This window comes from Rhodococcus ruber NBRC 15591 (genome assembly GCF_001894945.1).
Classification (GTDB): Bacteria; Actinomycetota; Actinomycetes; order Mycobacteriales; family Mycobacteriaceae; genus Rhodococcus; species Rhodococcus ruber.
Genome location: NZ_BCXE01000025.1, coordinates 26,258 through 50,892, shown reverse-complemented (window position 1 = coordinate 50,892; position 24,635 = coordinate 26,258). Strand labels below are relative to the sequence as shown.

24 protein-coding genes are annotated in these 24,635 nt (G+C 72.1%); 15 read left to right on the top strand and 9 right to left on the bottom strand.

Going from position 1 to position 24,635, the window contains the following annotated elements:
* Positions 1-129: 129 nt before the first annotated feature.
* Genes RR3_RS17355 through RR3_RS17345 form a run of 3 tightly spaced genes read right to left on the bottom strand, consistent with a single transcriptional unit; the run spans position 130 to position 2,294 of the window.
* On the bottom strand, positions 130-444 hold the full coding sequence (locus RR3_RS17355) for a WhiB family transcriptional regulator (RefSeq protein WP_010593576.1): 315 nt from the start codon (positions 442-444) through the stop codon (positions 130-132).
* 13 nt (positions 445-457) lie between these two features.
* On the bottom strand, positions 458-1,465 hold the full coding sequence (locus RR3_RS17350; protein ID WP_017681951.1) for a MaoC family dehydratase: 1,008 nt from the start codon (positions 1,463-1,465) through the stop codon (positions 458-460).
* A 1-nt stretch (position 1,466) separates the two neighbouring features.
* On the bottom strand, positions 1,467-2,294 hold the full coding sequence (locus RR3_RS17345) for an HpcH/HpaI aldolase/citrate lyase family protein (RefSeq protein ID WP_017681950.1): 828 nt from the start codon (positions 2,292-2,294) through the stop codon (positions 1,467-1,469).
* A gap of 260 nt (positions 2,295-2,554) precedes the next feature.
* Here RR3_RS17345 and RR3_RS17340 point away from each other — a divergent pair, with 260 nt between their 5' ends.
* Genes RR3_RS17340 through RR3_RS17330 form a run of 3 tightly spaced genes read left to right on the top strand, consistent with a single transcriptional unit; the run spans position 2,555 to position 4,960 of the window.
* Positions 2,555-3,706 carry an acyl-CoA dehydrogenase family protein gene (locus RR3_RS17340; protein ID WP_010593573.1) on the top strand — a complete coding sequence of 384 codons (1,152 nt, stop codon included), beginning with the start codon at positions 2,555-2,557 and terminating at the stop codon, positions 3,704-3,706.
* Between the two features lie 28 nt (positions 3,707-3,734).
* Positions 3,735-4,490: a GntR family transcriptional regulator gene (locus RR3_RS17335; RefSeq protein ID WP_040274957.1), complete on the top strand. Its 756-nt coding sequence runs from the start codon at positions 3,735-3,737 to the stop codon at positions 4,488-4,490.
* A 17-nt stretch (positions 4,491-4,507) separates the two neighbouring features.
* Positions 4,508-4,960, top strand: coding sequence for a MaoC family dehydratase (locus RR3_RS17330; protein WP_064065889.1), 453 nt, complete (start codon positions 4,508-4,510; stop codon positions 4,958-4,960).
* Here the strand turns inward: RR3_RS17330 and RR3_RS17325 are convergent.
* Positions 4,888-5,583: a pyridoxamine 5'-phosphate oxidase family protein gene (locus RR3_RS17325; protein ID WP_017682374.1), complete on the bottom strand. Its 696-nt coding sequence runs from the start codon at positions 5,581-5,583 to the stop codon at positions 4,888-4,890. The genes RR3_RS17330 and RR3_RS17325 overlap by 73 nt on opposite strands.
* Before the next feature lie 79 nt (positions 5,584-5,662).
* On the opposite strand from RR3_RS17325, the gene pdxR reads away from it, so the two are divergent.
* Positions 5,663-7,105: a MocR-like pyridoxine biosynthesis transcription factor PdxR gene (gene pdxR, locus RR3_RS17320; protein ID WP_017682373.1), complete on the top strand. Its 1,443-nt coding sequence runs from the start codon at positions 5,663-5,665 to the stop codon at positions 7,103-7,105.
* 39 nt (positions 7,106-7,144) lie between these two features.
* On the opposite strand, the gene RR3_RS17315 is transcribed toward pdxR, so the two are convergent.
* The gene (locus RR3_RS17315) at positions 7,145-8,215 is read right to left on the bottom strand and encodes an alanine racemase (protein WP_010593568.1); all 1,071 of its coding nucleotides are present in this window, start codon (positions 8,213-8,215) and stop codon (positions 7,145-7,147) included.
* A 117-nt stretch (positions 8,216-8,332) separates the two neighbouring features.
* On the opposite strand from RR3_RS17315, the gene RR3_RS17310 reads away from it, so the two are divergent.
* Genes RR3_RS17310 through RR3_RS17295 form a run of 4 tightly spaced genes read left to right on the top strand, consistent with a single transcriptional unit; the run spans position 8,333 to position 12,178 of the window.
* Positions 8,333-10,201 carry an N-acyl-D-amino-acid deacylase family protein gene (locus RR3_RS17310; protein ID WP_072786492.1) on the top strand — a complete coding sequence of 623 codons (1,869 nt, stop codon included), beginning with the start codon at positions 8,333-8,335 and terminating at the stop codon, positions 10,199-10,201.
* Positions 10,198-10,833, top strand: coding sequence for a TetR/AcrR family transcriptional regulator (locus tag RR3_RS17305; RefSeq protein ID WP_010593566.1), 636 nt, complete (start codon positions 10,198-10,200; stop codon positions 10,831-10,833). Before RR3_RS17310 ends, RR3_RS17305 begins: the two co-directional genes overlap by 4 nt.
* Complete coding sequence (locus RR3_RS17300) at positions 10,833-11,711, top strand: alpha/beta fold hydrolase (protein WP_064066193.1); 879 nt, start codon at positions 10,833-10,835, stop codon at positions 11,709-11,711. The genes RR3_RS17305 and RR3_RS17300 overlap by 1 nt, the downstream gene beginning before the upstream one ends.
* Complete coding sequence (locus tag RR3_RS17295) at positions 11,696-12,178, top strand: nitroreductase/quinone reductase family protein (RefSeq protein ID WP_040274889.1); 483 nt, start codon at positions 11,696-11,698, stop codon at positions 12,176-12,178. The genes RR3_RS17300 and RR3_RS17295 overlap by 16 nt, the downstream gene beginning before the upstream one ends.
* Before the next feature lie 145 nt (positions 12,179-12,323).
* On the opposite strand, the gene RR3_RS17290 is transcribed toward RR3_RS17295, so the two are convergent.
* Positions 12,324-12,707 (bottom strand): DUF5313 family protein, encoded by a 384-nt coding sequence (locus RR3_RS17290; RefSeq protein WP_010593563.1) that lies wholly within the window; start codon positions 12,705-12,707, stop codon positions 12,324-12,326.
* A gap of 148 nt (positions 12,708-12,855) precedes the next feature.
* Between RR3_RS17290 and RR3_RS17285 the strand changes: the two genes are divergently transcribed.
* From RR3_RS17285 to RR3_RS25275, 3 genes are all read left to right on the top strand, one after another.
* Complete coding sequence (locus RR3_RS17285) at positions 12,856-14,082, top strand: acyl-CoA dehydrogenase family protein (RefSeq protein WP_026138044.1); 1,227 nt, start codon at positions 12,856-12,858, stop codon at positions 14,080-14,082.
* 83 nt (positions 14,083-14,165) lie between these two features.
* Positions 14,166-15,068 (top strand): alpha/beta hydrolase fold domain-containing protein, encoded by a 903-nt coding sequence (locus tag RR3_RS17280; protein ID WP_064066264.1) that lies wholly within the window; start codon positions 14,166-14,168, stop codon positions 15,066-15,068.
* A 108-nt stretch (positions 15,069-15,176) separates the two neighbouring features.
* Positions 15,177-15,893 (top strand): TetR/AcrR family transcriptional regulator, encoded by a 717-nt coding sequence (locus RR3_RS25275; RefSeq protein ID WP_064066265.1) that lies wholly within the window; start codon positions 15,177-15,179, stop codon positions 15,891-15,893.
* Between the two features lie 6 nt (positions 15,894-15,899).
* Here RR3_RS25275 and RR3_RS17270 read toward each other — a convergent pair whose 3' ends face one another.
* Positions 15,900-16,970 carry a class I SAM-dependent methyltransferase gene (locus RR3_RS17270; RefSeq protein WP_064066266.1) on the bottom strand — a complete coding sequence of 357 codons (1,071 nt, stop codon included), beginning with the start codon at positions 16,968-16,970 and terminating at the stop codon, positions 15,900-15,902.
* A 203-nt stretch (positions 16,971-17,173) separates the two neighbouring features.
* Here RR3_RS17270 and RR3_RS17265 point away from each other — a divergent pair, with 203 nt between their 5' ends.
* A complete protein-coding gene (locus tag RR3_RS17265) occupies positions 17,174-17,572 on the top strand; it encodes a VOC family protein (protein ID WP_010593558.1) in 399 nt (132 codons plus the stop codon).
* Here RR3_RS17265 and RR3_RS17260 read toward each other — a convergent pair.
* Complete coding sequence (locus tag RR3_RS17260; RefSeq protein ID WP_010593557.1) at positions 17,569-18,390, bottom strand: alpha/beta fold hydrolase; 822 nt, start codon at positions 18,388-18,390, stop codon at positions 17,569-17,571. The genes RR3_RS17265 and RR3_RS17260 overlap by 4 nt on opposite strands.
* Entirely contained in the window at positions 18,387-19,922 is a 1,536-nt protein-coding gene (locus RR3_RS17255) for an ABC-F family ATP-binding cassette domain-containing protein (protein WP_010593556.1), read from the bottom strand. The genes RR3_RS17260 and RR3_RS17255 overlap by 4 nt, the downstream gene beginning before the upstream one ends.
* Before the next feature lie 236 nt (positions 19,923-20,158).
* Between RR3_RS17255 and RR3_RS17250 the strand changes: the two genes are divergently transcribed.
* The 3 genes from RR3_RS17250 to RR3_RS17240 all read left to right on the top strand — a co-directional run bounded on the left by RR3_RS17250 (position 20,159) and on the right by RR3_RS17240 (position 24,501).
* On the top strand, positions 20,159-21,949 hold the full coding sequence (locus tag RR3_RS17250) for a penicillin-binding transpeptidase domain-containing protein (RefSeq protein ID WP_010593555.1): 1,791 nt from the start codon (positions 20,159-20,161) through the stop codon (positions 21,947-21,949).
* Between the two features lie 83 nt (positions 21,950-22,032).
* Positions 22,033-23,709 carry an NTF2-like N-terminal transpeptidase domain-containing protein gene (locus RR3_RS17245; RefSeq protein WP_064066267.1) on the top strand — a complete coding sequence of 559 codons (1,677 nt, stop codon included), beginning with the start codon at positions 22,033-22,035 and terminating at the stop codon, positions 23,707-23,709.
* Positions 23,710-23,763: 54 nt separating this feature from the next.
* Positions 23,764-24,501: a sulfite exporter TauE/SafE family protein gene (locus tag RR3_RS17240; protein ID WP_040274960.1), complete on the top strand. Its 738-nt coding sequence runs from the start codon at positions 23,764-23,766 to the stop codon at positions 24,499-24,501.
* The last annotated feature ends 134 nt before the right edge of the window (positions 24,502-24,635 follow it).

The following is a 24,635-nucleotide window of genomic DNA, read 5'->3' as shown; positions in this document are numbered from 1 at the left end:
GCAGGAGGCGAAGATCGCGCCCTACCTGAACGACCTCGTCATGCAGCGCGGACGCACACGCCGTGGGCGCTCGAATGGGACCTGCGACGAGATCGCCACGCCGGGGGGAGTGAGCGACCGCGGGTAGGGTCAGCCGGCCGCCGACGTAGCACGGTCCGGCAGCCAGCGGACGTACCGCAGTCCGCGGCGTTCCCTCTCGGTGAGTCCGCCCCAGATTCCGTGCTGTTCCTTGTTCTTCACGGCATGGTCGCGGCACGCGATACGAACGGGGCAGGGTGCGCAGATGTCCCGGGCCGCTCGTTCCCGGCGTTGCCGCTCGCCCAGGGTCTCGCCCTCGGGGGCGTAGAAGGTGTCCGGTCCGATGAACCGGCAGCGGGCGTGCAGACGCCAGTCGGGTGCGTCGGGGGCGACGATGGGGTCCGGTGCCGGGGCAGGAGAAGTCATGTCGGTTCCGGGGTCAGGCCATGAGTGCGGTGAAGCGCCAGTCCAGCACGGCTGCCGGCGCGTCGGTGCCGCGGTGGGCGTGGACGATCGAGCGCAGTTCGAGGACGCCCCCTCCGCTGTCGAGGGGGTGGGCGGAGTCGATGTGCAGGTCGCTGGTGAGGGTGTCGCCCTCGTGGACCGGACCGGTGTGGTCGCACGAGTGCCAGCCGAGGACGGTGACGAGGTTCGGCAGGGCGCGGGTGGCCTGGGCCAGGGCGAGACCGATGGTGTGACCCCCGTACACCAGTCGCCCTGCGGCACCGACACGTTCGTCGTGATGGGTGGCGGCGATGTTGAGGGTCAGCCGCGCCAGCTCGGGTGCGCTGGTCACGACGTCGCCGCTCGACCGCAGCACCGCACCGGCCAGCGACGGATCGAAATGCGTTCCTGGAACCCGTGTCCGGTAGGCGGCGAGATCCCAGTCGGCGGGCGCGGACCACCGCGGCGGCTCCTGCGGGCCGATCGCGGACAGGTCGTCGGCGGCCACGACGCGTTCGGGATCGGGGTTTTCGCTCAGCGGCAGCATCGCGCACCGGTAGAAGTCGAGGACGGTCCGTCCGTTCTGGTCGACGGTGTTCATCCGCAGCGCCGCCAGGCCGGTGGGTTTGCGGCCGGGCTTGACCGAATTCTCCTTCAGACCAACCACTTCGGTGGTCGTGTAGAGCGTGTCACCGAGGTGCGGGAAGCGGTGGAAGCGCAGGCCGCGGTAGAACAGGTTGGCCTTGACGTGGTGGGTGACCAGGGTGGACTGGCCGATCGCGAGATCGGTGACGAGCCCGGCGTGCGCGACGGGCCCACCGGCGACGGCCGCCGACAGGTGCGCATCGAGGGGCAGGCGCAGCCGGTCGCCGAGGATCGCCTGGTGGGCGGCGGCGAGGCCGTCGGTGATCGTGACCGCGGGGGCGGTGTCGAAGACCTGGCCGACGGTCAGCTCGTCGAAGTAGGGGCCGCCGACCTCGGTGGCGGCGTTCGCGGTGGTCATCTCAGTTCTCTCCGATCAGGGCGAGGGTGCGGCGGGCGGCGACGGCGACCGCCTCGTCGAGCATCTGTCCGTCGAGCTGGGCGGCGCCCGCGCCGCGGGCCTCGGCCTCGGCCAGGGCGGCCAGCACCCGCCGCGCCTGCTCGGCCTGCTCGTCGTTCGGGGTGAAGGCCGCTGCGGCCGAGTCGATCTGGGCAGGGTGGATGACCCATTTGCCGTCGAAGCCGAGGTCGGCGGTCCAGCGGGCGGCGTGACGGAACCGATCGTCGTCGGTGATGCCGAGGAACGGGCCGTCGATCGCCTGCACGCCCGCGGCGCGGGCGGCGTGCAGGATCCGGTCCTGCACGTACAGCCAGTGCTCGGGGGCGGCGGTGCGGGTGCGGCCGAGCGCGGCGCCGAGGTCGGCGTAACCGAGGATCACCGCGGCCAGTCGCGGGCCGGTGACGATCTCGTCGAGGCGGGTCACCCCGGCCGGCGTCTCGATCAGCGCCTGCACGGCCAGGTCGGTATCGCCTGCCGCCGTGAGGATCCGGTCGGTCTCGGCGAGGTCGGCCGGGCCCTCGACCTTGGGCACCACCACCGACGACAGGGCCGATCCGAGGGCGGCGCAGGCGCGCAGGTCGTCGGCGAACCACGGCGTGCCGGGACCGTTGACACGCACCGCGATCGTGCGACCGGTGCCGTGCGCGGACACCAGGTCGGCGACGAGGTCGCGGGCGGTGTCCTTGTGGCCGGTGGCGACGGCGTCCTCGAGGTCGAGAACCACCTCGTCGGCCGGGGAGGCCAGAGCCTTGCCGGCCTTGCGGTCGTCGGAGCCGGGGGCGACGAGCACGGCTCGCCGGCGGCGGGGCTGGGCGAGAGTCACGGATCAACCTCTGCTGTGGGGCGGTCGGGAACGCGCTAAATGTACGGCCATTGTCCGGTCCGGCGCTACCCGGAGCGGACCTATAGGCGACGGCAGGGTCGACGTATAGGCGGTTCGAGGGGTGTCGTGCGACCGGATGGTGTTGACACGGCCGGGTGCGCCACGAAAAATGGCCGTACAAATGACGGGTGGGATCGCAGGTCCCGTGTCGATTCGAGGATTTTTCCGTGAGCTACCTGAGCGACGAAGAGACCTACCTGGTCAAGACGGTGCGCGAGTTCATCGACCGGGAGGTCAAGCCGTCGGTGCAGGAGGTCGAGCACTCAGGCGAGTACCCCGAGAAGTGGATCGAGCAGATGAAGCAGATCGGGATCTACGGGCTGGCCGTGCCGGAGGAGTACGGCGGGATGCCGGTGTCGATGCCGTGCTACGCGCAGGTCACCGAGGAACTCGCCCGCGGCTGGATGAGTCTGGCCGGGGCGATGGGCGGGCACACCGTCGTCGCCAAGCTGCTGGTGCTGTTCGGCACCGAGGAGCAGAAGCAGCGTTGGCTGCCGAAGCTCGCGACCGGTGAGGTGCGCGCGACGATGGCGCTGACCGAGCCGGGCGGCGGCTCGGACCTGCAGGCGATGACCACCACCGCCCGCCGGGACGGCGACGACCTGGTGATCACTGGCGCCAAGACGTGGATCACCAACGCCCGTCGCGCCGGGCTGATCGCGCTGCTGTGCAAGACCGACCCGGCCGCCACCCCCCGGCACAAGGGCATCTCCATCGTCCTGGTCGAGCACGGGCCCGGCCTGACCGTCTCGCGGGATCTGCCCAAGCTCGGCTACAAGGGCGTCGAGTCCTGTGAGCTGAGCTTCGACGGCTACCGCGCCCCGGCGACGGCGATCCTCGGCAGCGAGCCCGGCCGGGGTTTCGGGCAGATGATGAAGGGCCTCGAGACCGGCCGCATCCAGGTCGCGTGCCGCGCCCTCGGCGTCGCCGCGGCCGCGCTCGAGGACTCCCTGGCCTACGCGCAGCAGCGCGAGAGCTTCGGCCAGCCCATCTGGAAGCACCAGTCGATCGGCAACTACCTGGCGGAGATGGCCACCAAGCTCACCGCGGCACGGCAGCTGACCCGCTACGCGGCCGAGCGCTTCGACAGTGGCGAGCGGTGCGACATGGAGGCCGGCATGGCCAAGCTGTACTGCTCGGAGATCGCGATGGAGATCGCGCTGAACGCGGTGCGCATCCACGGCGGCTACGGCTACTCCACCGAGTACGACGTCGAACGCTACTTCCGCGACGCCCCGCTGATGATCGTCGGCGAGGGCACCAACGAGATCCAGAAGGGCGTCATCGCGTCCCAACTGGTGGCCCGCGGCGGCCTGTGACCGCCCGTCACTAGGATCCGTGATCGTCATGGGCGAACGCGACACGGAACCGGCGTACGCGCAGCTGTCGCGACGGCTGCGCGAGGCCGTCGACGCCGGCGAGTACCGCGGCGGCGTGCGGCTGCCCACCGAGGCCGAACTCGCGCAGCGCTACGGACTGAGCCGGCAGACGGTGCGGCGGGCGTTCCAGGACCTCGTCGCCGACGGCGTCGTCTACCGGGTGCCCGGCCGCGGCACATTCGCCGACGAGGGCGGGCGGCGCTACCGGCGCCAGCTCGGCTCCATCGAGGACCTGCTCGACCTCGCCGCCGACACCACGATGGAGATCGTCGCGCCACTGAGACGCGGCGTGCACATCGAGGCCGCGAGCCGGCTGCGACTGGACACCGATCTGGTGCATTCGGTGGCGCTGCGCCGCGTGCACGACGGGATCCCGTTCGCGCTGACCACCGTGTACCTGCCCGATCACGTGGCCGCGCACGTGCTCGATGCCCCGGAGCTCGCGGCCGGGGCGTCGAGCCGGAACACTGTGATGGGTCTGCTCGAACCGCACCTCGAGCATCCCATCGTCGAGGCGGCACAGACGATCACCGTCGCGCGGGCCACGGACGAGGTTGCGCGCGAGCTGAACTGCACCGCGGGGCATCCCCTGCTGCGGGTGGACCGGCTGTACTCGAACGATCTGGGCGAACCCGCCGAGCTGTCCGTCAGTTACTTTCTGCCCGAGCACTACACGTATCGCGTCACCCTCCGTCGCGCCGGACACCGTCCGCAGCGGCCCTGACCCAGGAGAAACGAATCATGCGCACCTTCCACGGAATCGACGAGATCGAGGCGGCCGTCGGCGAGGATCTCGGCCACAGCGAGTGGCTCGAGATCACCCAGGAGCGGGTGAACCTGTTCGCCGAGGCGACGGGGGACCACCAGTGGATCCACGTCGACCCCGAGCGCGCGAAGGACGGACCGTTCGGCACGACCATCGCCCACGGCTACCTCACCCTCTCGCTCCTGCCCGTCCTCGGATCGCAGATCTTCGCCGCCGAGGGACTGAAGATGCGGATCAACTACGGTGCCAACAAGGTTCGATTCCCGTCGCCGGTTCCGGTGGGATCGAAGGTGCGGGCGACCGCGAAATTCACCTCGCTCCAGCGCACCGCGAAGGGCGCGAACCTCACCGTCACCTACGCCGTCGAGGCCGAGGGCGCCGAGAAGCCGGCGCTCGTCGCCGAGACCATTGCCGTGCTCGTGGCGTAACGGTCCACCAGCCTGCGGACGGACTCGGGAACCGGTACGTCGTCCGCGACCCACGGCGCGGCGACCGGACGGTCCGCGACCGTCCGCAACGGGACCACACCCGCCCACGAGCCGTCGCTCACGTCGGGCGCGGACGGGGGTGCGTCGCGGATCTTGACCGTCCACTGTCCGGCGCGGATGGGCAGGACCAGGGTGGCGGTGGCCGCCAGTTCCTTCCTGGTGTGTGCCCGGGTCTCGGTGCTGCGCCCCGGAATGAGGCCGTCCGACAGGGCATCCAGGGCGGCGGCGGACTCCTCCGCGGGCAGGGCCGTGACCTCGCCCCGGACGACGGCGGATCGGTAGTTCGCGGACGAGTGGAACAGATCCTGCGCGACGACGACACCGTCGAGGAGCGAGACGCACACGGCCACCGGCGCACCGGATGCGGCCAGGCGCAGTGCGCCCGCGCCGGTGGAGCCGTGCAGCAGGATCCGGTCGCCGTCGCGCGCGTACAGCATCGGTACCACCCACGGCAGGCCGTCGACGACGGTCGCGAAGGTGCAGGTGACGGCCGCGTCCAGCACCGCGTCGAGGTCGGCCCGTCGGGTGCGGGCCCGTTCGGGATAGCGCCTGATGTTCTCCATGCCGGTGAGTCTGTCGGTTATCCGGTCCACTGAACAGGTCCACAAAGCGCGCACAGTCCAGGACCAGTATCGTGGCGCCGTGCCCCGTGTCGCGCCCCCGGTCCATCCGGCCTTCGAACTGCCCGACACCGACGCGCCCCTCCGGCAGCGCCTCGCCGAGGCCGTCGTCGACCAGATCCGGTACGGCCGCATCCGGGTCGGCGATCCGCTGCCGTCGACCCGCGTGCTGGCCGCCGAGCTCGGGGTGTCCCGCGGGTGCGTCGTCGACGCCTACGACGAGCTGTGTGCCTCGGGATTCGCTGTGGCGCGGGCGGGTTCGGGCACGCGCGTCGCGCCCGGTGCCGACGTCGCGGCGCGGGCGCACGCCGCATCCCATCCCGTCGTGCCCGCGGCGGCGACGGAGCCGGATCCGGTGCGGCGCGCGCCCGCACTGGACCTGCGGCCGGGGATCCCGGATCCGGCGCTGATCTCGGAACCGGAGTGGCGTCGCGCGTGGCGGGCGGCCGCCGCGGCGCCGCGGGCCCTCGGCGTCGCGGATCCGGAGGCTCATCCGGATCTGCGCCGGGCGCTGGCCGACCATCTCCGGCGGACGCGGGGCCTCGCCTGCGGGGCGGACGAGATCGTCGTGCTGCCGGGCGTCGCCGCCGCGGTGCGGGTCCTCGCAATCGCGGCGCGGCTGCGAGACCGCGACGTCGCGTTCGAGGATCCGGGATACCTCCGTGCGCGACGGGCGCTCGTCGGTGAGGGCGCCCGGCCGCGTCCGGTCCCGGTGGGGGAGGACGGTCTGGATCCCGACCTGCTGCGGGACACGGACGCCGCGGTGTACTGCACGCCCGCACATCAGTATCCGTTGGGGGCGCGCATGCCCGTGTCCCACCGCGCCCGGCTCGTTGCCCGTGCCGCCGAGAGCGGAACGATCGTCGTCGAGGACGACTACGACGGGGAGTTCCGGTACGACGTGTCGGCCCTGCCGGCGCTGCGCAGCATCGACGGCGGCCGCGAGTGCGTCGCCTACGTGGGGACGGCCTCGAAGATCCTGTCGCCGGATCTGCGGCTCGCGTGGCTGATCCCACCGGCCCCGTTGCGCTCGCGCATCGCGGCGGCCGTGGCCGAGAGCGGGGAGGTGGCCGGCTCGGTCGCCGCGTCCGCGCTGGCCCGGCTGATCGAGTCGGGGGCGCTGTCTCGGCATCTGGCGCGTGCGTCCCGCACCTACCGCGCCCGTCGGGCGGCGTTCGTCGGTGCGCTTCATGGTCTCGAACGGTCCGGGGTGTCGGTGACCGGCATCGAAGCGGGTCTGCATGTGGTGCTCCGGTTTCCGGAGGGTGTCGACGACGTCGCGATCGCCGCCGCAGCGCGACGGCTCGGCGTGGAGACCACGCCCCTCAGCAGGTACAGCGCCGGCCCCGGTGGTCCGAGCGGCCTGGTGTGCGGGTATGCGCGGTTGCCGGAATCGCGGGCGGCGGCCGCCGCCGACGCGATCGGAGCCGCCCTACCCGGCGGTGTGCCCTTTGGGTTGCCCTAGCAGCCCAAAAGGCACACCGGCGGCGGAGCCGCCTGCGTGCTACGTGTTGCGGCCCCGCGCGGCGACTGCCCACCGGTCGACCGCCGTGTCCCCGGCGACGACAGTCAGGTCGTCGGCGAGGTTGACCGTGGAGCACACGTGGTTGGGGATCACCCGGAGGCGTGTGCCGAGGGTGGGGCGGTCGGAGTCGTCCGGCCACAGCACGGTGGCGTGGTGTTCGGACAGCGCGACGATGCGCGCGTCCGGGGCGCCGAGGATGCGGCCGTAGCCCGTCGCCCACGGGGCGCGGTCGGCGCCGAGCACCTTGCTGCCGGCGTCCAGCACGACGGTGTCGTCACGCGCCGACACCACCGTCGCCAACGCGGTCAGCGCGATCGCGTCCTCGTCGATCGTGCCCAGTTCGAGCTGCTGGGCGTCGCCGAAGACGTACACGCCCGGGCGCAGTTCGGTGGCGGCCGGCACGTCGAGGTGAGCGGTGGGGGTCGAGCCGCCGCTGATCACCTCGGCGTCGTGCCCGGTGGCCTCCAGGGCCGCCACCGCCCGGCTCAGCGCTGCCGCCTCGTCCGTCGCCGCGACCGCCGGCCGTCCCGGGCCGTACGAGTGCCCCGGAAAGGTGAACACGCCGCGCACCTCGAGCCCGACGGACGCCGCCGCGACGGCGACCGACCCGGCCCGCTCCGGCGCGACGCCGGTGCGGTGATGACCGCTGTCGACCTCGACGAGCACGGTCAGGCCCGGCCGGGCGTGCTCGGCGAGGGCCCGCGCGCCCTCCGCCGAGTCCACGCCCACGGTCAGCCGGACCTCCGCGGCGAGCGCGCGCAGCCGGGCACCGCGCGCGGCATCCGTCCACAGCGGATACGCGACGAACAGGTCACGGAAGCCGGCATCGGCGAAGACCTCGGCCTCGGAGACCGTCGCGACGGTGAGCCCGACGGCGCCGGCGGCGAGCTGACGCCGGGCGATCTCGACGCACTTGTGGGTCTTCGCGTGGGGGCGCAGGGCCACCCCGCGGGTACGTGCCGCGTCGGCCATCCGCGCGATGTTGCGGTCGAGGACGTCACGGTCGACGAGGAGGGCGGGGGTGGCGGGAACCGCCGGGAACGCGGGCATGGCCGCACTCTATTCGCGGCGCTGTCCCGCGACGGTCCGCACCCCGGGTTGCCCGAAAATAGAGAGCGGTCGTCCTCTTTCTGGCTATGCTTCGTGCATCGACGTGAGGGAGATCACATGAACACGACACCGGCGCCCACCGAGTTCGACCTGGTCGTCCGCGGCGGACTGTGGTTCGACGGCACCGGCGCCCCCGGCGTGGTCCGCGACCTGGGCATCAAGGACGGGGTGGTGGCGACGGCGAGCGCCGACCCACTGCCCGTCGGACCGGGCACCGAGGTGATCGAGGCGGCCGGCCGCTGGGTGATGCCCGGCTTCGTGGACCCGCACACGCACTACGACGCCGAGGTGCTCGTCTCGCCCGGCCTGCCGGAATCGGTGCGGCACGGCGTCACCACCGTCCTCATGGGCAACTGCTCGCTCTCGACGGTGTTCGTGCCGCCGCTCGACGCCGCGGACCTGTTCAGCCGGGTCGAGGCGCTGCCCCGCGAGCACGTCCTGACGGCACTCGAACAGGGCCGGACCTGGTCGTCGCCCCGGGAGTACGTCGCCGCGCTGGACGCCCTGCCGCTCGGCCCGAACGTCGCCGCGTTCATCGGGCACTCCGACGTGCGGGCGGCCGTCCTGGGCCTGGGCCGCTCCACCGATCCCTCGAGCCGGCCGAGCCGGGCCGAACTCGCCGCGATCGAGGCCGGCGTCGAGGACGCCCTCGACGCCGGCTTCCTGGGCGTGTCCACCATGACGAATCCCTGGGACAAGCTCGACGGCGATCGCTACCGCTCCCGCACCCTGCCCTCGACCCACGCGTCGTGGTCCGAGTTCCGCCGGATCCACCGCATCCTGCGCCGCCGCGGCCGCGTCCTGCAGGCCGTGCCGAACCTCAACACCAAGTACGACGTGGCCTTCTTCGCCCTCGCCACCACGGGTGTGGGCCGCAAGCCGATGAAGGCGGCCGTGCTCGCCGCCGCCGACACCAAGGCCGAGCGCTGGGTGCACCGCATCTTCGGTCCGATCGCCTTCGCCGCCAACCGGATCGGGCGCGGCGCGTTCCGCTGGCAGCACCTGCCCACCACGTTCGAGGTGTACTCCGACGGGATCGACCTCGTCGTGTTCGAGGAGTTCGGTTCGGGGCGCGCCGCGCTGCACCTGAAGGAGGAGGTCGCCCGCAACGAACTGCTGCGCGACGAGGCGTACCGGCGCTGGTTCCGGCAGGACTTCGACAAGAAGTTCTCGCCGCGCGTGTGGCACCGCGACTTCGACGACACCACTATCGTCGAGTGCCCCGACGCGTCGCTCGTCGGTCGCTCGATCGGCGACGTGGCCCGCGACCGCGCCGTGCATCCGGTGGACACCTTCCTGGACCTCGTCGTCGAGCACGGACGGAAGTTCCGCTGGCACACGGTGATCGCGAACGACCGGCCCGAGGTGGCCAACCGGCTGCTCCGGCAGCCCGGCGTGACCGTCGGCTTCTCCGACGCCGGTGCGCACCTGCGCAACATGGCGTTCTACAACTACGGCATCTGCATGCTGCGCCGCATCCACGAGTACGCACGGCGCGGCAAGCCCGTCATGCCCTTGGAATCGGCGATCCACAAGCTCACCGGCGAACTCGGCGACTTCTACGGCATCGACGCCGGGCACCTGCGCGTCGGCGACCGGGCGGACCTCGTGGTCGTCGACCCGGCCGGGCTGAACCAGGACACCGACGCCTACCACGAGGCGCCCATGCCCGAGTTCGGCGGGCTGAGCCGCATGGTCAACCGCAACGACGCCGCCGTCACCGCGACCGCGGTGGCCGGTCGCGTGGTGTTCCGCGCGGGCGAGTTCGTCCCCGGGTACGGCGCCACCGTCGGCACCGGCCGGTTCCTGCGCGCGGGCACCGACGCGCGCGGACCCGTGCCGGCGCGACGCCCCGCTCCGCCCGCCGCCGTTCCGCCCGCCACCGTTCCGCCCGCCACCGCCCCGGCCGGCAGCGCGGCGCCGTGACCGGGACCGCGGCACCGTCGCGCCGCACCCAGCAGCAGCGGCGCACGGCGACGATCGAACGGATCCTCGACGCGACCGTCGCGTCGCTGGGCGAGCTGGGTTACACGGCCACCACCATCGGGGAGGTGTGCCGCCGCTCGGGGGTGTCCTCCGGAGGGGTGTTCCGGCACTTCCCGACCCGGCTCGACCTGATGATCGCGGCCGCCGACGCCGTCCGCGAACGGCAGTTCGCGAACTTCCGGCTGGGGTTGACGCAACTCGGCGGGCCCGACGAAAGCCCCGAATCGGTCCGCGAGTGCCTGCGCCTGCTGCGGGCCGCGTGCCGTGCCCCGATCAACGCCGCCTGGTACGAACTGCTCGGCGCGGCGCGCACCGACCCCGCGCTGCGCGAACGCCTGGCCCCCATGGCACAGCGATACCACGGCCGGATCGCCGAATTCGGGCGCACTCTGCCGATCGCCTCGCGATTCGAACCGGCGGAGTTCGACACGCTGCTGTTCACGCTGGTGCACCTGCTCGACGGGGAGGCCGTCGCGGCGGTCGTGCACCCGCAACCCGAGCAGGAGGAACCGCGCCTCGAACTGATGGCCCGCCTGGTGACCGGGGCCACGCCACGCAGTAGATTCAGGTAATGAGCATCGACAACGATTCGGCGCCGAAGTGGTTCGTCGAGGCCCTGTCCACGCCGGTGGAAACGGGCAGCGTCGAGGTCGACGGCGCCTCGATCGCGTATCGCGCGTGGGGTGAGGAGGGCCGCCCCGGCATCGTGCTGGTGCACGGCGGGATGGCGCACTCGCGCTGGTGGGATCACGTCGCACCCCAGCTCGCCGAGGACCGGCGCGTCGTCGCGCTGGACATGAGCGGGCACGGGGACAGCGACCACCGCGAGCACTACTCCCTCGAGACGTGGGCGCGCGAGGTCCTCGCGGCGGCGCAGGCGGGTGGGATCGCCGGAGCTCCGGTCCTGGTCGGGCACAGCATGGGCGGGATCGTGTCCTTCGTGGCCTCTCACCTGTACGGCGACCGGCTGGACGGGGTGATGATCCTCGACTCGCCGATCCGGGACCTGACGCCCGAGGAGATCGAGATGCGCGCTCAGGTGGCCCGCGAGCGCAGCGGCACGAAGGTGTATCCGACGGCGGAGGAGGCGATGGCCCGTTTCCGGCTCGTCCCGCCGCAGGACACCGCCGAGCCGTACGTGCTCGAGCACATCGCCCGTCAGTCCATGCGGCAGGTGCCCGGCGGCTGGAGCTGGAAGTTCGATGCCCTGCGGATGACCAAGGACCGGCGCACCAGCCTCGAGAGCTTCGAGGCGAAGTGCCGCGTCGCGTATTTCCGTTCCGAGAACGGGATCGTCGCCCTCGATCTGCTCGGTCGCATGCGGCCGCAGTTCGGTCCGGGTGTGCTCGTGGCCGAACTGCCCGCCGCGGGGCACCATCCGATGATCGACCAGCCGCTCGCGGTGGTGACCGCCGTGCGGACGGTCCTGGCCGGATGGGCGGCGCCGTGAACCCGCTGCGTCCCGTCGCGGTGCAGCTCGGCCGGCAACCGTGGCTGCCGCGGTTCACCCCGCAGATCGTCACCGTCGACCACACCCTCCAGCGGGTGACGTCCGGCCGGGTCACGCTGTTGACGCTCGCCGGGCTGCCGGAACTGGTGCTCACGGTCCGCGGCCGCAAGAGCGGGGTGGAGCGCCGCACCCCCCTGCTGTGCGCTCCGCGCGACGACGGCTGGCTCGTCGCCGGAAGCAACTGGGGGATGCCCGAACTGCCGGGCTGGGCGCACAACCTCGAGGCCGCCGACGAGGCACTGGTGACCTACCGGGGGGAGGACACCGTGGTCGTGCCGCGCCGCGCGCGCGGCGTCGAGCGCGACGTGCACTGGGAGGTGCTGGTGCAGGTGTGGCCCAATTACGAGCTGTACGCCCGGCGCACCGAGCGGGAGATCCCGGTCTACCTGTTGACACCGAAGGACTGAGGGACTCACCGCCCTCGGGGTCCACGGAAATTCCTGCGCCGAACCGGAATTCGCCCCCGCCGCGGCGCGAGCGGATTCCGGATCGGCGAGCAGATCCGGAACGGCTCCTGCAGCCCGGTACCCGGACGGCCGTGCGTCGGGGCCGTCAGCCGGCGCGCATCGCGGAATGCATCGCCTCGTAGGCGGCCTTCTCGGCGTCGCGCTGCCGGACGCGCCGGGGGTTCTCGAGGTCGCCCGGCAGGCCGTTGCGCTCGAGCCGGCGACGACGGTTCTGTGCCATGTAGGCGGCGGAGAAGAACAGGGCGAGCGCGACGCCGAGCCCCATCGTCGACAGGCGCAGCCACACCGGGCCGGGTAGCAGCAGGAAGGCGGCGTACAGCGGGAGGAACGGGATCTGGCTGCGGATCATGTGGCGGGCGACGGCGTGGTCGCCGACCAGGTCGTTGCGCACCCATTCGCGCATCGAGGCCGGGAGGGGACGGCCGAAGGCGTAGGCGAGCCATTGGAACGGTCCGGGGCGGGTGTGCATTCTCTCGGGCCTTTCGTGCGGGAGTGGCACCTCGGAGTCTAGACATTTAGATAGTGCGTTAACTAATAGCAGGCTAAATATGTCCGACGTCACGCTCACGCCGCGCCGGCCTGTGTACCTTTTCGAGAACGTGTTCTATATTTCGTTCATGTACGCGTGGTCCGACACCGATCTCATGTTCCGTGACGCCCTGCGCGGATTCATCGAAAAGGAGATCCGCCCGCACGTGGATCGGCTCGAGAGCGGTGAGCTGCCGCCCTACGACATCATCCGCAAGCTGTTCGCCGCCTTCGGCATCGACGAGCTCGCCCGCGACGGCCTGAACAAGGCCCTCGCCCGGGAGGAGGCCGGTGAGGTGCCGTCGGCAAAGTCGGGTGGCGGCATGGGCTCGGGCGGCATGGCGGCCCTGCTCAACAGCGAGATCGCCGGCGTCAGCCTCGGGCTCGTCGCCTCGATGGGGGTCAGCCTCGGTCTCACCGCCGGCACCATCCGCAGCCGCGGCACCCTCGCCCAGAAGAAGCGGTGGCTGCCCGAACTCGTGACGTTCGAGAAGGTCGGCGCCTGGGCCATCACCGAACCCGACTCCGGGTCGGACGCCTTCGGGGGGATGAAGTCCACGGTCCGGCGCGACGGCGAGGACTACATCCTCAACGGGCAGAAGACGTTCATCACCAACGGTCCCTACGCCGACGTCGTCGTCGTGTACGCCAAGCTCGACGAGGGTGACCCGAGCGTCGACCGGCGCGACCGCAAGGTGCTGGCCTTCGTGCTCGAGAAGGGCATGGAGGGGCTCACCCAGAGTCCGCCGTTCAAGAAGATGGGCATGAACTCCTCACCCACCGGCGAGCTGTTCTTCGACAACGTGCGCCTCACGCGCGACCGGCTGCTCGGTGAGACCGAGGAGGGTGGCCGCAGCGACGGCAAGGAGAGCGCGCGGGAGTCGTTCGCCGCCGAGCGGATCGGCATCGCCTACCTGGCCCTCGGCATCATCGAGGAGTGCCTGCGCCTGTGCAAGGACTACGCGCGCAGCCGCACCCTGTGGGGCCGCGAGATCGCGCAGTTCCAGCTGATCCAGCTCAAGCTCGCCGAGATGGAGATCGCCCGCATCAACGTCCGCAACATGGTGTTCAGCGCCATCGAGCGTGCCGAGGCCGGTAAGCCCGTCGCTCTCGCCGAGGCGTCGGCGATGAAGCTGTACTCCTCGCGTGCGGCCACCGAGGTCGCGATGGAGGCGGTGCAGCTCTTCGGCGGCAACGGCTACATGGCCGAGTACCGCGTCGAGCAGCTCGCGCGGGACGCGAAGTCGCTGATGATCTACGCGGGCAGCAACGAGATCCAGGTGACGCACATCGCCAAGGGTCTGCTCTCCGGGTGACCGCGGTCCGGGCCGCGCCGTGCGGTCCCGGTACCCGGGACAGGTATCTGCACTCGGGCTGCAGGTTCCACTATCGTGTCGCCATGCCCGAGCTCATGCCGGACTCGCCCGACGTCGACCCCGTACCGGCCGACGCGACACCCTTCCCCGACCCGGTCCTCGCGGCCCCCCACACCACCGGTGTCACCGTCGAGGAATGGCTCGTTCCCGGCGCGCTCGGCGACCCCGAGGTGCCCGTGCGGATACACACGCCCGACACCTGCCCGGACGGCAACCCCGCGGCGCGGCCCGTCGTGCTCGAGATCCCCGGCCGCGGATCGGGCCCCGGCAGCGCCGCCCCCGACGAGGCCTTCGCCGCCGCCGTCGCCCGCGCGACCGGCGCGATCGTCGTCTCCGTCGACTACCGGCTCGTGCCCGAGGACCCTCCCGCTGCGGCGGACGACTGCTACGCGGTCCTCGAGTGGGTTGCCTCCGGCGCGGCCTGCCTGGACATGGATCCGGACCGCATCGTCGTCCTCGGCGACGCCGCAGGCGGCGCCCTCGCCGCGGCCGTCGCCCTGCGGGCACGGGACGAGGACGGCCCGCACATCGCGCTGCAGGCCCTGCTCGAACCCGGACTCGACGACCGGACCGGCTCCGTGCGCGACGGTGCCGCCGGACGGGACGACCTCGACGCCACCCGGGACCGGCGGCACCACCTCGGCGGCCGGGAGGCCACCGAGCAGTCCGGGCCCGCGCACCGGATCGACCTGACCGGACTGCCGTCGACCTACCTCGCCGTCGACGAGCACGGCCCCTTCCGGGACGCGGCAACCGACTACGCCCGACGGCTCCTGCAGGCCGGCGTGCCCGTCGAACTGCACTGCCACCGCGGCGCGTTCCCCGGATCCCTCCTCGCCCGGGATGCCGGCGCCCGTGCCACTCGCGCGCTGTGCGACGCGATCGTCCGGGCCACGGCCCGCACCCCCGTTCTCGATCCCGACTGAACCGCCCCCCCGCGCGGCGCCGCGCTCCTCGGTGACACAGGCCCTGGCACAATTGGGTTCGCCGCACCGGTTGGGAGGAGCCGGTCGGCGACACGGGAGGAGAGACACGTGACCGTCACCGACGGACGCGTCGCGCGGGCCGAACGGACCCGCCACGCAGTGATAGAGGCACACATCGCCCTGATCGAGGCCGGGGAGCTGAAACCGACGGGGGCGCAGATCGCCGCCCGGGCCGGGGTCTCGCTCCGGGCGCTGTGGGCGAACTTCAACGATCTGGAGACGCTGTTCGCGGAGACCGGGGCGGAGTTGCTGCGGCGACAGGACTCCGCGTTCGCCCCGGTCCCCGTCGACCTGCCGCTCGGCGAGCGGATCGACGCGTTCTGCCGGCAGCGCGCCGAACTGCTCGAACTGATGGCGCCGTTCGCGCGCTCGTCCGCGATGAGAGCGCCGCAGTCCGAACGGATCCGGCGAAACAAGTTGCGGCACATCGCCCGGGTGGTCGAAGAGGTCGACGCGCTGTTCGCGGCGGAGCTGACCGCGCTCGACCCGTCGCACCGGGGCCGGCTGGTGCGGTCCGTGGCGGTGGCGAGCACCTGGGGATCGTGGGTGGCGCTGCGCGACGTGCTCGGCCTGCCGGTCGCCGAAGCCACCGAGCTGATGAAGCACACCGTCACCGCGCTGTTGTCCGAGGCCGGCTCGCCGGCACTGTCCGAGGCCCGCCCGCCGGCACTGTCCGAGGCCCGCTCGCCGGCACTGTCCGAGGCCGGCCCGCCGGCACTGTCGGAGGCACACCCGTCGGAGGCACGCCGGCCGGCGTCGTGCTGAGACCGGTCAGGGGGCCAGCCGGTAGAACCGCCAGAACCCGAAGTCCTCGATCGGCAGCACCGACACGTCCGAGAAGCCCGCGTCGAGCGCATACCGGCGCAGGGTGTCCGCGCGCATCACCGTGCCGGTTCCCGCGCTCGGCGGATGGCTCATGCCGTCCGGCAGGCAGCACACGATGCTGAACCCGTACATCAGCCGCTCGACCTCGTCGCCGGGCGCGGTGAACCGGTCGGCGACGGCCTCGTCCATGACGACCATGACACCGTCGGGCGCGAGTGCACCCCGCACCGCGGAGAGCACCTCGACGGGGCGCGGCATGTCGTGGACGCACTCGAAGGCGAACGCGGCGGTGAAGCGTTCGTGGGGCAGGCCGGCCGCGTCGGCCTCGACGACGGTGACCCGGTCGGCGACGTCGGGGCACGCCGCGACGTTCGTCCGGGCCAGGGCGACCGTCGCCGGATCTATGTCGACGGCGAACAACCGGGCCTGCGGGTACGCGCGGGCCAGCGCGATCGTGGACCATGCTCCGCCACAGCCGATGTCGGCGATCACGGCCCCCGGCCGGCGTAGCAGGGCGTCCAGGTCCGGCACGGACGCCAGGGCACCCGGAAGCGCCTTCTCGTACCACGGCCGGTTCATGTCCGCCTGGCTCTCGCGCGCATCGGTGCCGAGCTGCGCCCAGCTCACGCCGCCGCCGGTGCGGTAGGCGTCGAGCAGAGCCGGGAGTTGCACGGACACCCCGGCGAACATGCGGGCCAGCGGCCCGAGGTAGTTGAGACTCTGCTCGTCGGTGAGGACCTCGGCCACCGCGGGCGGGAGCGTGAAGCGCGGCGGATCGTCGTCGTCGACCTCGAGCAGACCGGTCACCGCCTGCTGCTCGAGCCACTCGCGGGCGTAGCGCGGGTCGGTTCCGGTGCGCGTCGCGAGTTCGTCGGCGGTGGCGGGGCCGTCGGTGACGAGGCTGCGGTACCAGCCGAGCCGGTCGCCGAGGTAGATCGCGATCAGATCGACGGCGCCGAGCGCGGAGTCGAGGACGCGCTGAGCAGCGGTGTCGACGGGGGAGACGGTGTGCGTCACGGTGGGGCCTTCCGGAGGGGACAGGGGTGATTCCGAGAGTCCTCCGACTCCGGGCGGCGGACAACACCCCCTTGGGGGCCGAATGTGACATCCCGTCGATCAGATCGAAGCGATGTGACATTCGGCCACCCCCACGCAGCGGGGTGCGGGAACCAGATGCGTCCGCCGGACGTTCGGAGTCGTGCAACCGGAAGGAGTTCACCGTGCAGATCACCGCCAGTGCCCTGTCCCTCAACGTTCCCGACGTGGCCGCGTCGGCCGACTTCGCAACCCGCCACCTCGGGTTCACCGAAGCGATGGCCGAGGACGGGTTCGTCTCCCTCACCCGTGAGGACGCCGGCTTCAACCTCGTCTTCCTGCGGACCGGGCTCGGCAGCTTCAAGCCCGCGAGCATCGCGGGCGACGCCGGGCAGGGGACGCTCGTCGCCTTCGTCGTCGACACGATCGACGACGAGTACGAACGCCTGCAGGCCGAAGGAGTACCGATCGTCACCCCGATCGAGACCGAGCCGTGGGGCGAGCGGTACTTCCAGATGCGCGACCCGAACGGCATCGTCTACCAGCTCGTGCAGTGGGTGGACGAGCCGTCCTCGGCGAGTTAGCCGGACGAGTCGTCGGCGTGCGCCGCGAGGAACGGTTCGATCACGGACAGTACCTCCGGCGCCGCCGCGATCGTCGTCGCGTGGTCGTACCCCCGGATGACGGCGAGCAGGGCCCCGGGGATCGTCCGCGACAGCTCTCGGGTGTCGTCGATCCGTTCGCCGTCCTCCGAACCGACGAATGCCAGCGTCGGTACGTCCAGCGCGGCGAGGGCGGCGTCGTCGATGCCGGGTTCGCGATCCGACCGCCGCATGTACGCGGCGAGGGCGGTTGCGTCGTTCGCCCGGAACGCGGCCTGTGTCGCCGCGTCGACGGGTGCACCGAGGTGTTCCGCCCATGCCTCGAGGAACCCGTCGATGCCGTAGTGACCGAGCACGTCGGCGCATCCCGGGAAGAACAACCGGTCGAACGTCCCGGCCTGCGCACGGGCGCTGCCACCGCCCACGGTGAGCGTCCGTAGCCGCCCGGTGTCCCGCACCGCCAGCGACAGGCCGACCCGGGCTCCGAACGAGTATCCGAGGTAGTGGACGCGGTCGGTGCCGGCGGCGTCCAGTACCGCCAGCACGTCGTCGACGATCAGGTCCATCGCGTAGGCGTCCGGGACGTGGGGCTTGTCGCTGCGGCCGTGTCCGCGCAGGTCGGGCAGGATGAGCCGGTACCGCTCCCGCAGGGGACGCACGTACCCGAATCCCCGCCAGATGGCGGACGAGAGGGCGCTGCCGTGCGCGAGCAGCAGCGACGGGCTGCCGGCGCCGGCGTCGGAGTCGATCACCGAGAAGGCGATGCGGGTTCCGTCGACAGGGTTGATCGCATGGCTCACCGCTCCAGTCTGACCGACCGGGTCACGCCGATGTCGGCCAGGAACCGCTCGTCGTGGCTGACCACCACGAGGGCGCCCCGGTAGGCACGCAGCGCCTGCACCAGGTGTGTGAGGCCGGGCAGGTCCAGGTTGTTGGTCGGTTCGTCGAGGAGCAGCAGTCGCGGCGCCGGGTCCGCCGCCAGCAGGGTCGCCAGCGCCGCCCGCAGGCGCTCGCCGCCCGAGAGGGCGGCCGCCGGCACGTCCGCGTCGGCACCGCGGAACAGGAACCGGGCGAGCAACGCCCGGACCTGCTGCGCCGACAGGTGCGGGGCACGCAGCGCGACGTTGTCCGCCACCGACAGCGTCCCGTCGAAGATGTCCAGCCGCTGCGGCAGCACCGCGAACGGCACCCGGGGGCCGGCCGCGACGACGGCGTGCAGCAACGTCGTCTTGCCCGAACCGTTGGGTCCGCGCAGCGCGATCCGCTCCGGGCCGACGATCTCGAGCGGCCCCTCGGCGACGCGCGCCCCGGCGTGCACCTCCGTCTCCGGCAGGTCCACCCGGATCTCCCGGTCGTCGCGCACGGTGTCCTGGGCCTGCTCGAGGGTCTCACGCGCGCCGGCGAGCTTGCCCTCGTGTTCGCGCCGCAGCCGGCCCGCCGACTCCTGGGCCTGCCGCTTGCGGGCGCCCATCACGATCTTCGGCTCCCGCTTGTTCTCGAACATCTTGCGGCCGTAGCGCTCTCGCCGGGCGAGCTTGACGTGCGAGTCGCGCAGTTCGCGCGCCTGCCGGCGCACGTCCGCGCGGGCGTCGCGCACCGCGGCCAGCGCGGCCTCCTGCTCGGCCGCGACGATGCGTTCGTACTCGCTGTAGTTGCCGCCGAACAGCCGCAGGTCTCCGTCCCGTACCTCGGCGACGGTGTCGACCCGTTCGAGCAGGTCGCGGTCGTGGGTCGCGACGACGAGGGTCCCGGGGAACTCCCGCAGCACGTCGTACAGACGCGTGCGGGCCGCCGGATCCAGGTTGTTCGTCGGTTCGTCGAGCAGCAGGACGTCGGGCTCGTCGAGCAGACGGGCCGTGAGGGCCAGCAGGACGGTCTCGCCGCCGGAGAGGGTGCCGACGGTGCGATCGAAGTCGCTGGGGGATCGGACGATTCGGTCGAGGCCGAGGTGGTGCAGGGTGGCCAGGGCGCGCTCCTCGACGTCCCAGCGCTCGCCGACGGTGTCGAAGTCGCGGGCGGCGGTCGAGCCGGCCTCGATGCGCCGCAGTGCCGCACGCACGCCGTCGATGCCGAGGACGGCGTCGACGGTGCGGTGCCGGTCGAGGACGATGTCCTGCGGCAGCAGCGAGACCCGGCCACGTATCGTGACGGAACCGCGGGTCGGGGGCAGATCGCCCGACATGATGTGCAGCAGAGTCGATTTGCCGGACCCGTTGCGCCCGACGAGTCCGGTGCGGCCGGTGGGGAGGGTGGTGTCGAGACCGTCGAACACCACGGTGCCGTCCGGCCAGGTGAACGCGAGGTCCGAGAGAATCGGGGAAGGGTGTGACATGGCTGCTCCCGGCAGTAGGTGACGACGTACCGCGCGCAGGGTGCGGCGCGGCGGGCGAAACCTCTACAGGAGCAACGGCCTTCTCCGATCGGCGGGAACGTGACGAGAATCCACGGTAGATCGGTGATCGCGGAGCGGCAACCGGTTTTCTGCGCGACCGCGACCCGCGTCACAACGTGCCGCCTGTACGGCACGCCCTCCCGGGTCGTGCCCGACGGCACCGTCCGAATTCGGGCATGATCGTGGTCGTGCCCATCCTTCGACGCCGACCGGTTCCGCTCCTGACGACCGTAGTCGCCGCGCTCGCGGCCGCCGGGTGCTCCTTCGGGCCCGACCAGCCCGAGACCGTCGTGGGCGAGTTCGCGGCGGCGCTCGAGGCCGGCGACGTGCAGGCCGCGGCGGACCTCACCACCGACCCCGCGGCGGCGGCCACGACGATCGGCGACGTGTTCGACGGTCTCGGCGTCGACGGGTCCGGCACGGTCCGCCCCGACGTGAACCTCGCCGGCACGGGGGACGCGGGCACGTTCGACCTCGACGTCGCGTGGACCTTCGGCGCCGGGCGGGACTGGGCGTACCGCACGTCCGGCAGTGCGGTGGACCTCGACCCGCAGGGCTGGCGCATCGAGTGGGATCCGGCGCTGCTCGCCCCGGACCTGACCGCCGGCACCACCCTGAGCTACACGACCACGGTGGGTCCGGCGCCGTCGGTGCTCGACCGCCGCGGGCAGCCGATCCTCGAACAACAGGTCGTGACGCTGGTGAGCCTCGATGCCACCGCCGACCCGGCGGCCGTCGCGCCCCTGCTGGCGACGGCCGCGCCCACGATCACCGCGCAGTCGCTTGCCGCCGACGTCGCCGCCGCGGCGGGCAAGCCCGTGACGGCGGTGACCCTCCGGGAGACCGACCTCGCGCCGATCGAAGCGCAGCTCGCCGCGCTGCCCGGGGTGACCCTCGTCCGGCAGACCCGGTTGCTGACGGTCGACCGAACCCTGGCCTCGCCGGTGCTGTCCGGGCTGGGCGAGCTGTGGCAGGAGGGGCAGGACGCGTCCGCCGGTTGGGCCGTGCGGCTCGTGTCCGGGGACGGCAGCGCGCGCCGCGTCGCCGGGGCCGACGGTCCACCGGCGCCGGACCTGCAGACCACGCTCGACCTGGACCTGCAGACGCGCGCCGAGGCGGTCCTGGCGCCGATGCAGCAACCGGCGGTGATCGTCGCGATCGAGCCGTCCACCGGGGCGGTGCGGGCGGTGGCGCAGAACGCCGCCGCCGACGCCGAGGGGCCGCTCGCCCTGACCGGGCTGTATCCGCCCGGCTCGACGTTCAAGACCGTCACCACCTCGGCCGCGCTGCAGGCCGGGGCCACGACCCCCGACACGGTGGTGCCGTGCCCCGGGACCGCGAACATCGAGGGCCGCGTCATCCCCAACGACGACAGCTTCGACCTCGGCTCCGTCCCGTTGCACACCGCCTTCGCCTTCTCGTGCAACACCACGATGGGCCGGCTCGCCGTGGGACTGCCGGCGACCGCGCTCACCGACGCGGCCGCACAGTTCGGGCTCGGGGTGGACTACGTCACGCCCGGACTGGTCACGGTCACCGGCAACGTGCCCGAGGCGCGGACGCCGGCGGAGCGCGTCGAGTCCGCGATCGGCCAGGGCCGGGTGACGGCGTCCCCGTTCGGGATGGCACTCGTGGCGGCGTCCATCGCGCACGGGTCGACACCGCTGCCGATGCTCGTCGAGGGCCGGCCGGGGGTGGCCGATCGCGCGCCCGGCGCCGCGCCGGAGGAGGTCACTGCCGCGTTACGGACGATGATGCGGGAGACTGTCACGGGGGGAACCGCGAGTGCGCTGCGGGACATCCCCGAACTCGTCGGTAAGACGGGGACGGCAGAGTACGGTGATGGCACCGGTGCCCACGGGTGGTTCGTCGGCTCGCAGGGAGACCTCGCATTCGCGGTTTTCGTTGCGGGAGCGGGCAGTTCGGCGCCGGCAGTGGACGTGGCGGGACGCCTGCTGAGGGGGTGATACGCGGTTCGAGGCGCAATCGTGATCGCATCGTAGGCAGGACGTGCTTGTTGCTGAAGTGACAGAAGTGAAAGTTGGTCGTTATGGGTTTTCGGGACTGGCGCAGGATGCGCGGCCGCGTGACAGCCCTGGTCTCCGTCGTGGTTCTCGCCGCGGGCATGGCGTCCTGCGTGTTCGACGACTCCCGGAGCGACGCGCAGCGACTCGTCGACGACTTCGTCGCGGAACTGAACGAACGCGACGCCGCCGGCGCGGCCGCCCTCACCTCGTACCCGAACGCCGCCGAGACGTCGATCAGCCAGATGTTCGAGGGCATGAAGGACGGTGACGTCGAGTTCGACGTCGCCCAGTTCGTCGAACTCAACGAGCAGACGGGATTCTTCTCCCTCGGAGCCGACTGGAACTTCGGGCCCGGCAAGGACTGGGGCTACCAGGTGGACGGCGTGGCCAAGAACCTCGCCGTCGGCTGGCGGATCTCCTGGGACCCGCAGGTGCTGGTGCCCGACCTGAACCGGACCCGCACCGTGCACCACGTGCGCACCGACGCCGCCCCGCCGAAGATCTTCGACCGCACCGGTCGGCTGCTCATGGCCGAACAGACCATCAACGCCGTCGTCGTCGACCCGGCCCTCACGTCCGATCCGGTCGACACCACGACACGGCTCGCGAAGGTACTCGAACCGGTCGCCCCGGTCATCACCGCCGACCTGCTGCAGCGCAACCTCGCGGCCGACCCGGGCGCGCGCATCACCGCGGTGAAGCTGCGCGACCAGGACTACCAGTTCCTCGAGGACGACATCGTGTCCATCCCGGGCGTCGTGGTGGTCGAGACACCGACCCTGATCAGCGCGGACCGGCGGATCTCCACACCCCTGCTCGACCCGTTGCGCGCGGCCTGGCAGCTCGAACGCGACGCCACCGCCGGCTGGGCCGTCACCCTCGAAGAACCCGGCGCCGACCCCGTGCAGCTCGCCGGCTTCCAGGGCCCGCCGCCGCCGGACCTGCAGGCGACCCTCGATTCGCACGTCCAGCTCGCCGCCAAGGAAGCCGTGGTCAGCGTGGGTACCCCCGCGGCCATCGTGGCCATCCAGCCGTCCACCGGCGGCGTCCTGGCCCTGGACGTGAACAACTGGGCGATGGAACTCGGACCGGTCGCCTCGCGCGGGCTGTACCCGGCCGGACAGGTACTGGATCCGGTGCGCCTGGCCGCGGGCCTCGACCGGGGCGTCGATCCGGTCTCGGTGAGCACCGACGATCTGGCCGCCACCGCCCGCCGGCTCGGGCTCGGACTCGACTACGACGTTCCGGGGTTCGACTTCGAGACCGCGCAGATCGGGGACAACCGGTCGGGCGTGGTGCAGTTCTCCGGCTCGGACGGCGGCAGCGAGGCGCTCGTCAGTCCGTTCGGGGCCGCGCTGCTCGCCGCGTCCGTCGCGCGGGGGGAAGCGCCGCTGCCGGCGATCGTGCAGGGCAGGTCGGCGAAGGTCGACGAGAGCGTCGAACCGCTGCCACCGCAGGTGACCGACGCGTTGCGCGCCGCGATGGCCGAGAACGTGCGCAGCGGCCCCGCATCGTTCCTGAAGGGCCACCCGGGACTGGCCGGCATCGCGGCCGCGAGCGGCGACGACCGGTGGTTCTACGGATACACCGGCGATCTGGCGTTCGCGGTGTTCGTCGCCAACGCCGACGGCGGCGACCGTGCGGTGAAGATGGCCGACATGTTCCTGCGGGAGCTGGCCAAGCCGCCCACCGACGGCTGACCGCCGCGGACCTCGACGGTCCCGTCGGAGCGGACCCGGGTACGTTTGTCGCTCGTGACCCCCGTCGACCTGCTGCTGCTCGCGGTCGCGGGGTTCTTCGCCGGGCTCATCGGGTTCGTCACCGGCCTTGCGTCCATCGTGTCGTACCCGGCGCTGCTCGCCGCGGGGCTGCCACCCGTCGCCGCCAACGTCACCAACACCGTCGCGATGGTGGGGGTCGGCGTGGGGGCACTCGCCAACTCGACCCGCGAGGTCGTCGACACCGGCCCACGGCTGTGGCGGTGGACCGCGTACTCGGCGCTCGGCGGCCTCGTCGGCGCCGTCGTGCTGCTGTGGGCGCCGGCGGGGTCGTTCGAGGCGGTGGTGCCCTACATGGTGGCGTTCGCGGCTCTCGCGCTGCTGCTCCAGCCGCGGATCCGCGCCCTGTCCGGCGGCCGGGACCTGCCGGGACCGTACTCGGCGCTGCTGTTCGTCGTCGCCGTGTACGGAGGCTACTTCGGGGCCGGGGCGGGCGTCGTCTTCCTCGCCGTGACCCTGATCTGCACCTCCGAGCACATCTGGCGCGCCACCATCCTCAAGAGCTACCTGCTCGGGGTGGCCAACCTCGTCGCGGCGATCGGGTTCGCCGCATTCGGCCCGGTGCACTGGGGTGCGGCCGCGGCGATGGCGCTGGGGGCCGTCGCGGGCGGGTGGTGCGGACCGCCGGTGGTCCGGCGCATCCCGCCCGACGTGCTGCGGGTGGGGGTCGCACTCGCCGGATTCGGGCTGGCGGTGTGGCTGGCCCTCCGGTGAGCCCGCCGCGCCCGTGCACACCGTCGACCTACGGTCGGTGACATCGTCGACCTACGGTCGGTGACACCGTCGGCCTACGGTCGGTGACACCGTCGACCTACGGTCGGTGACACCGTCGACCTACGGTCGGTGAC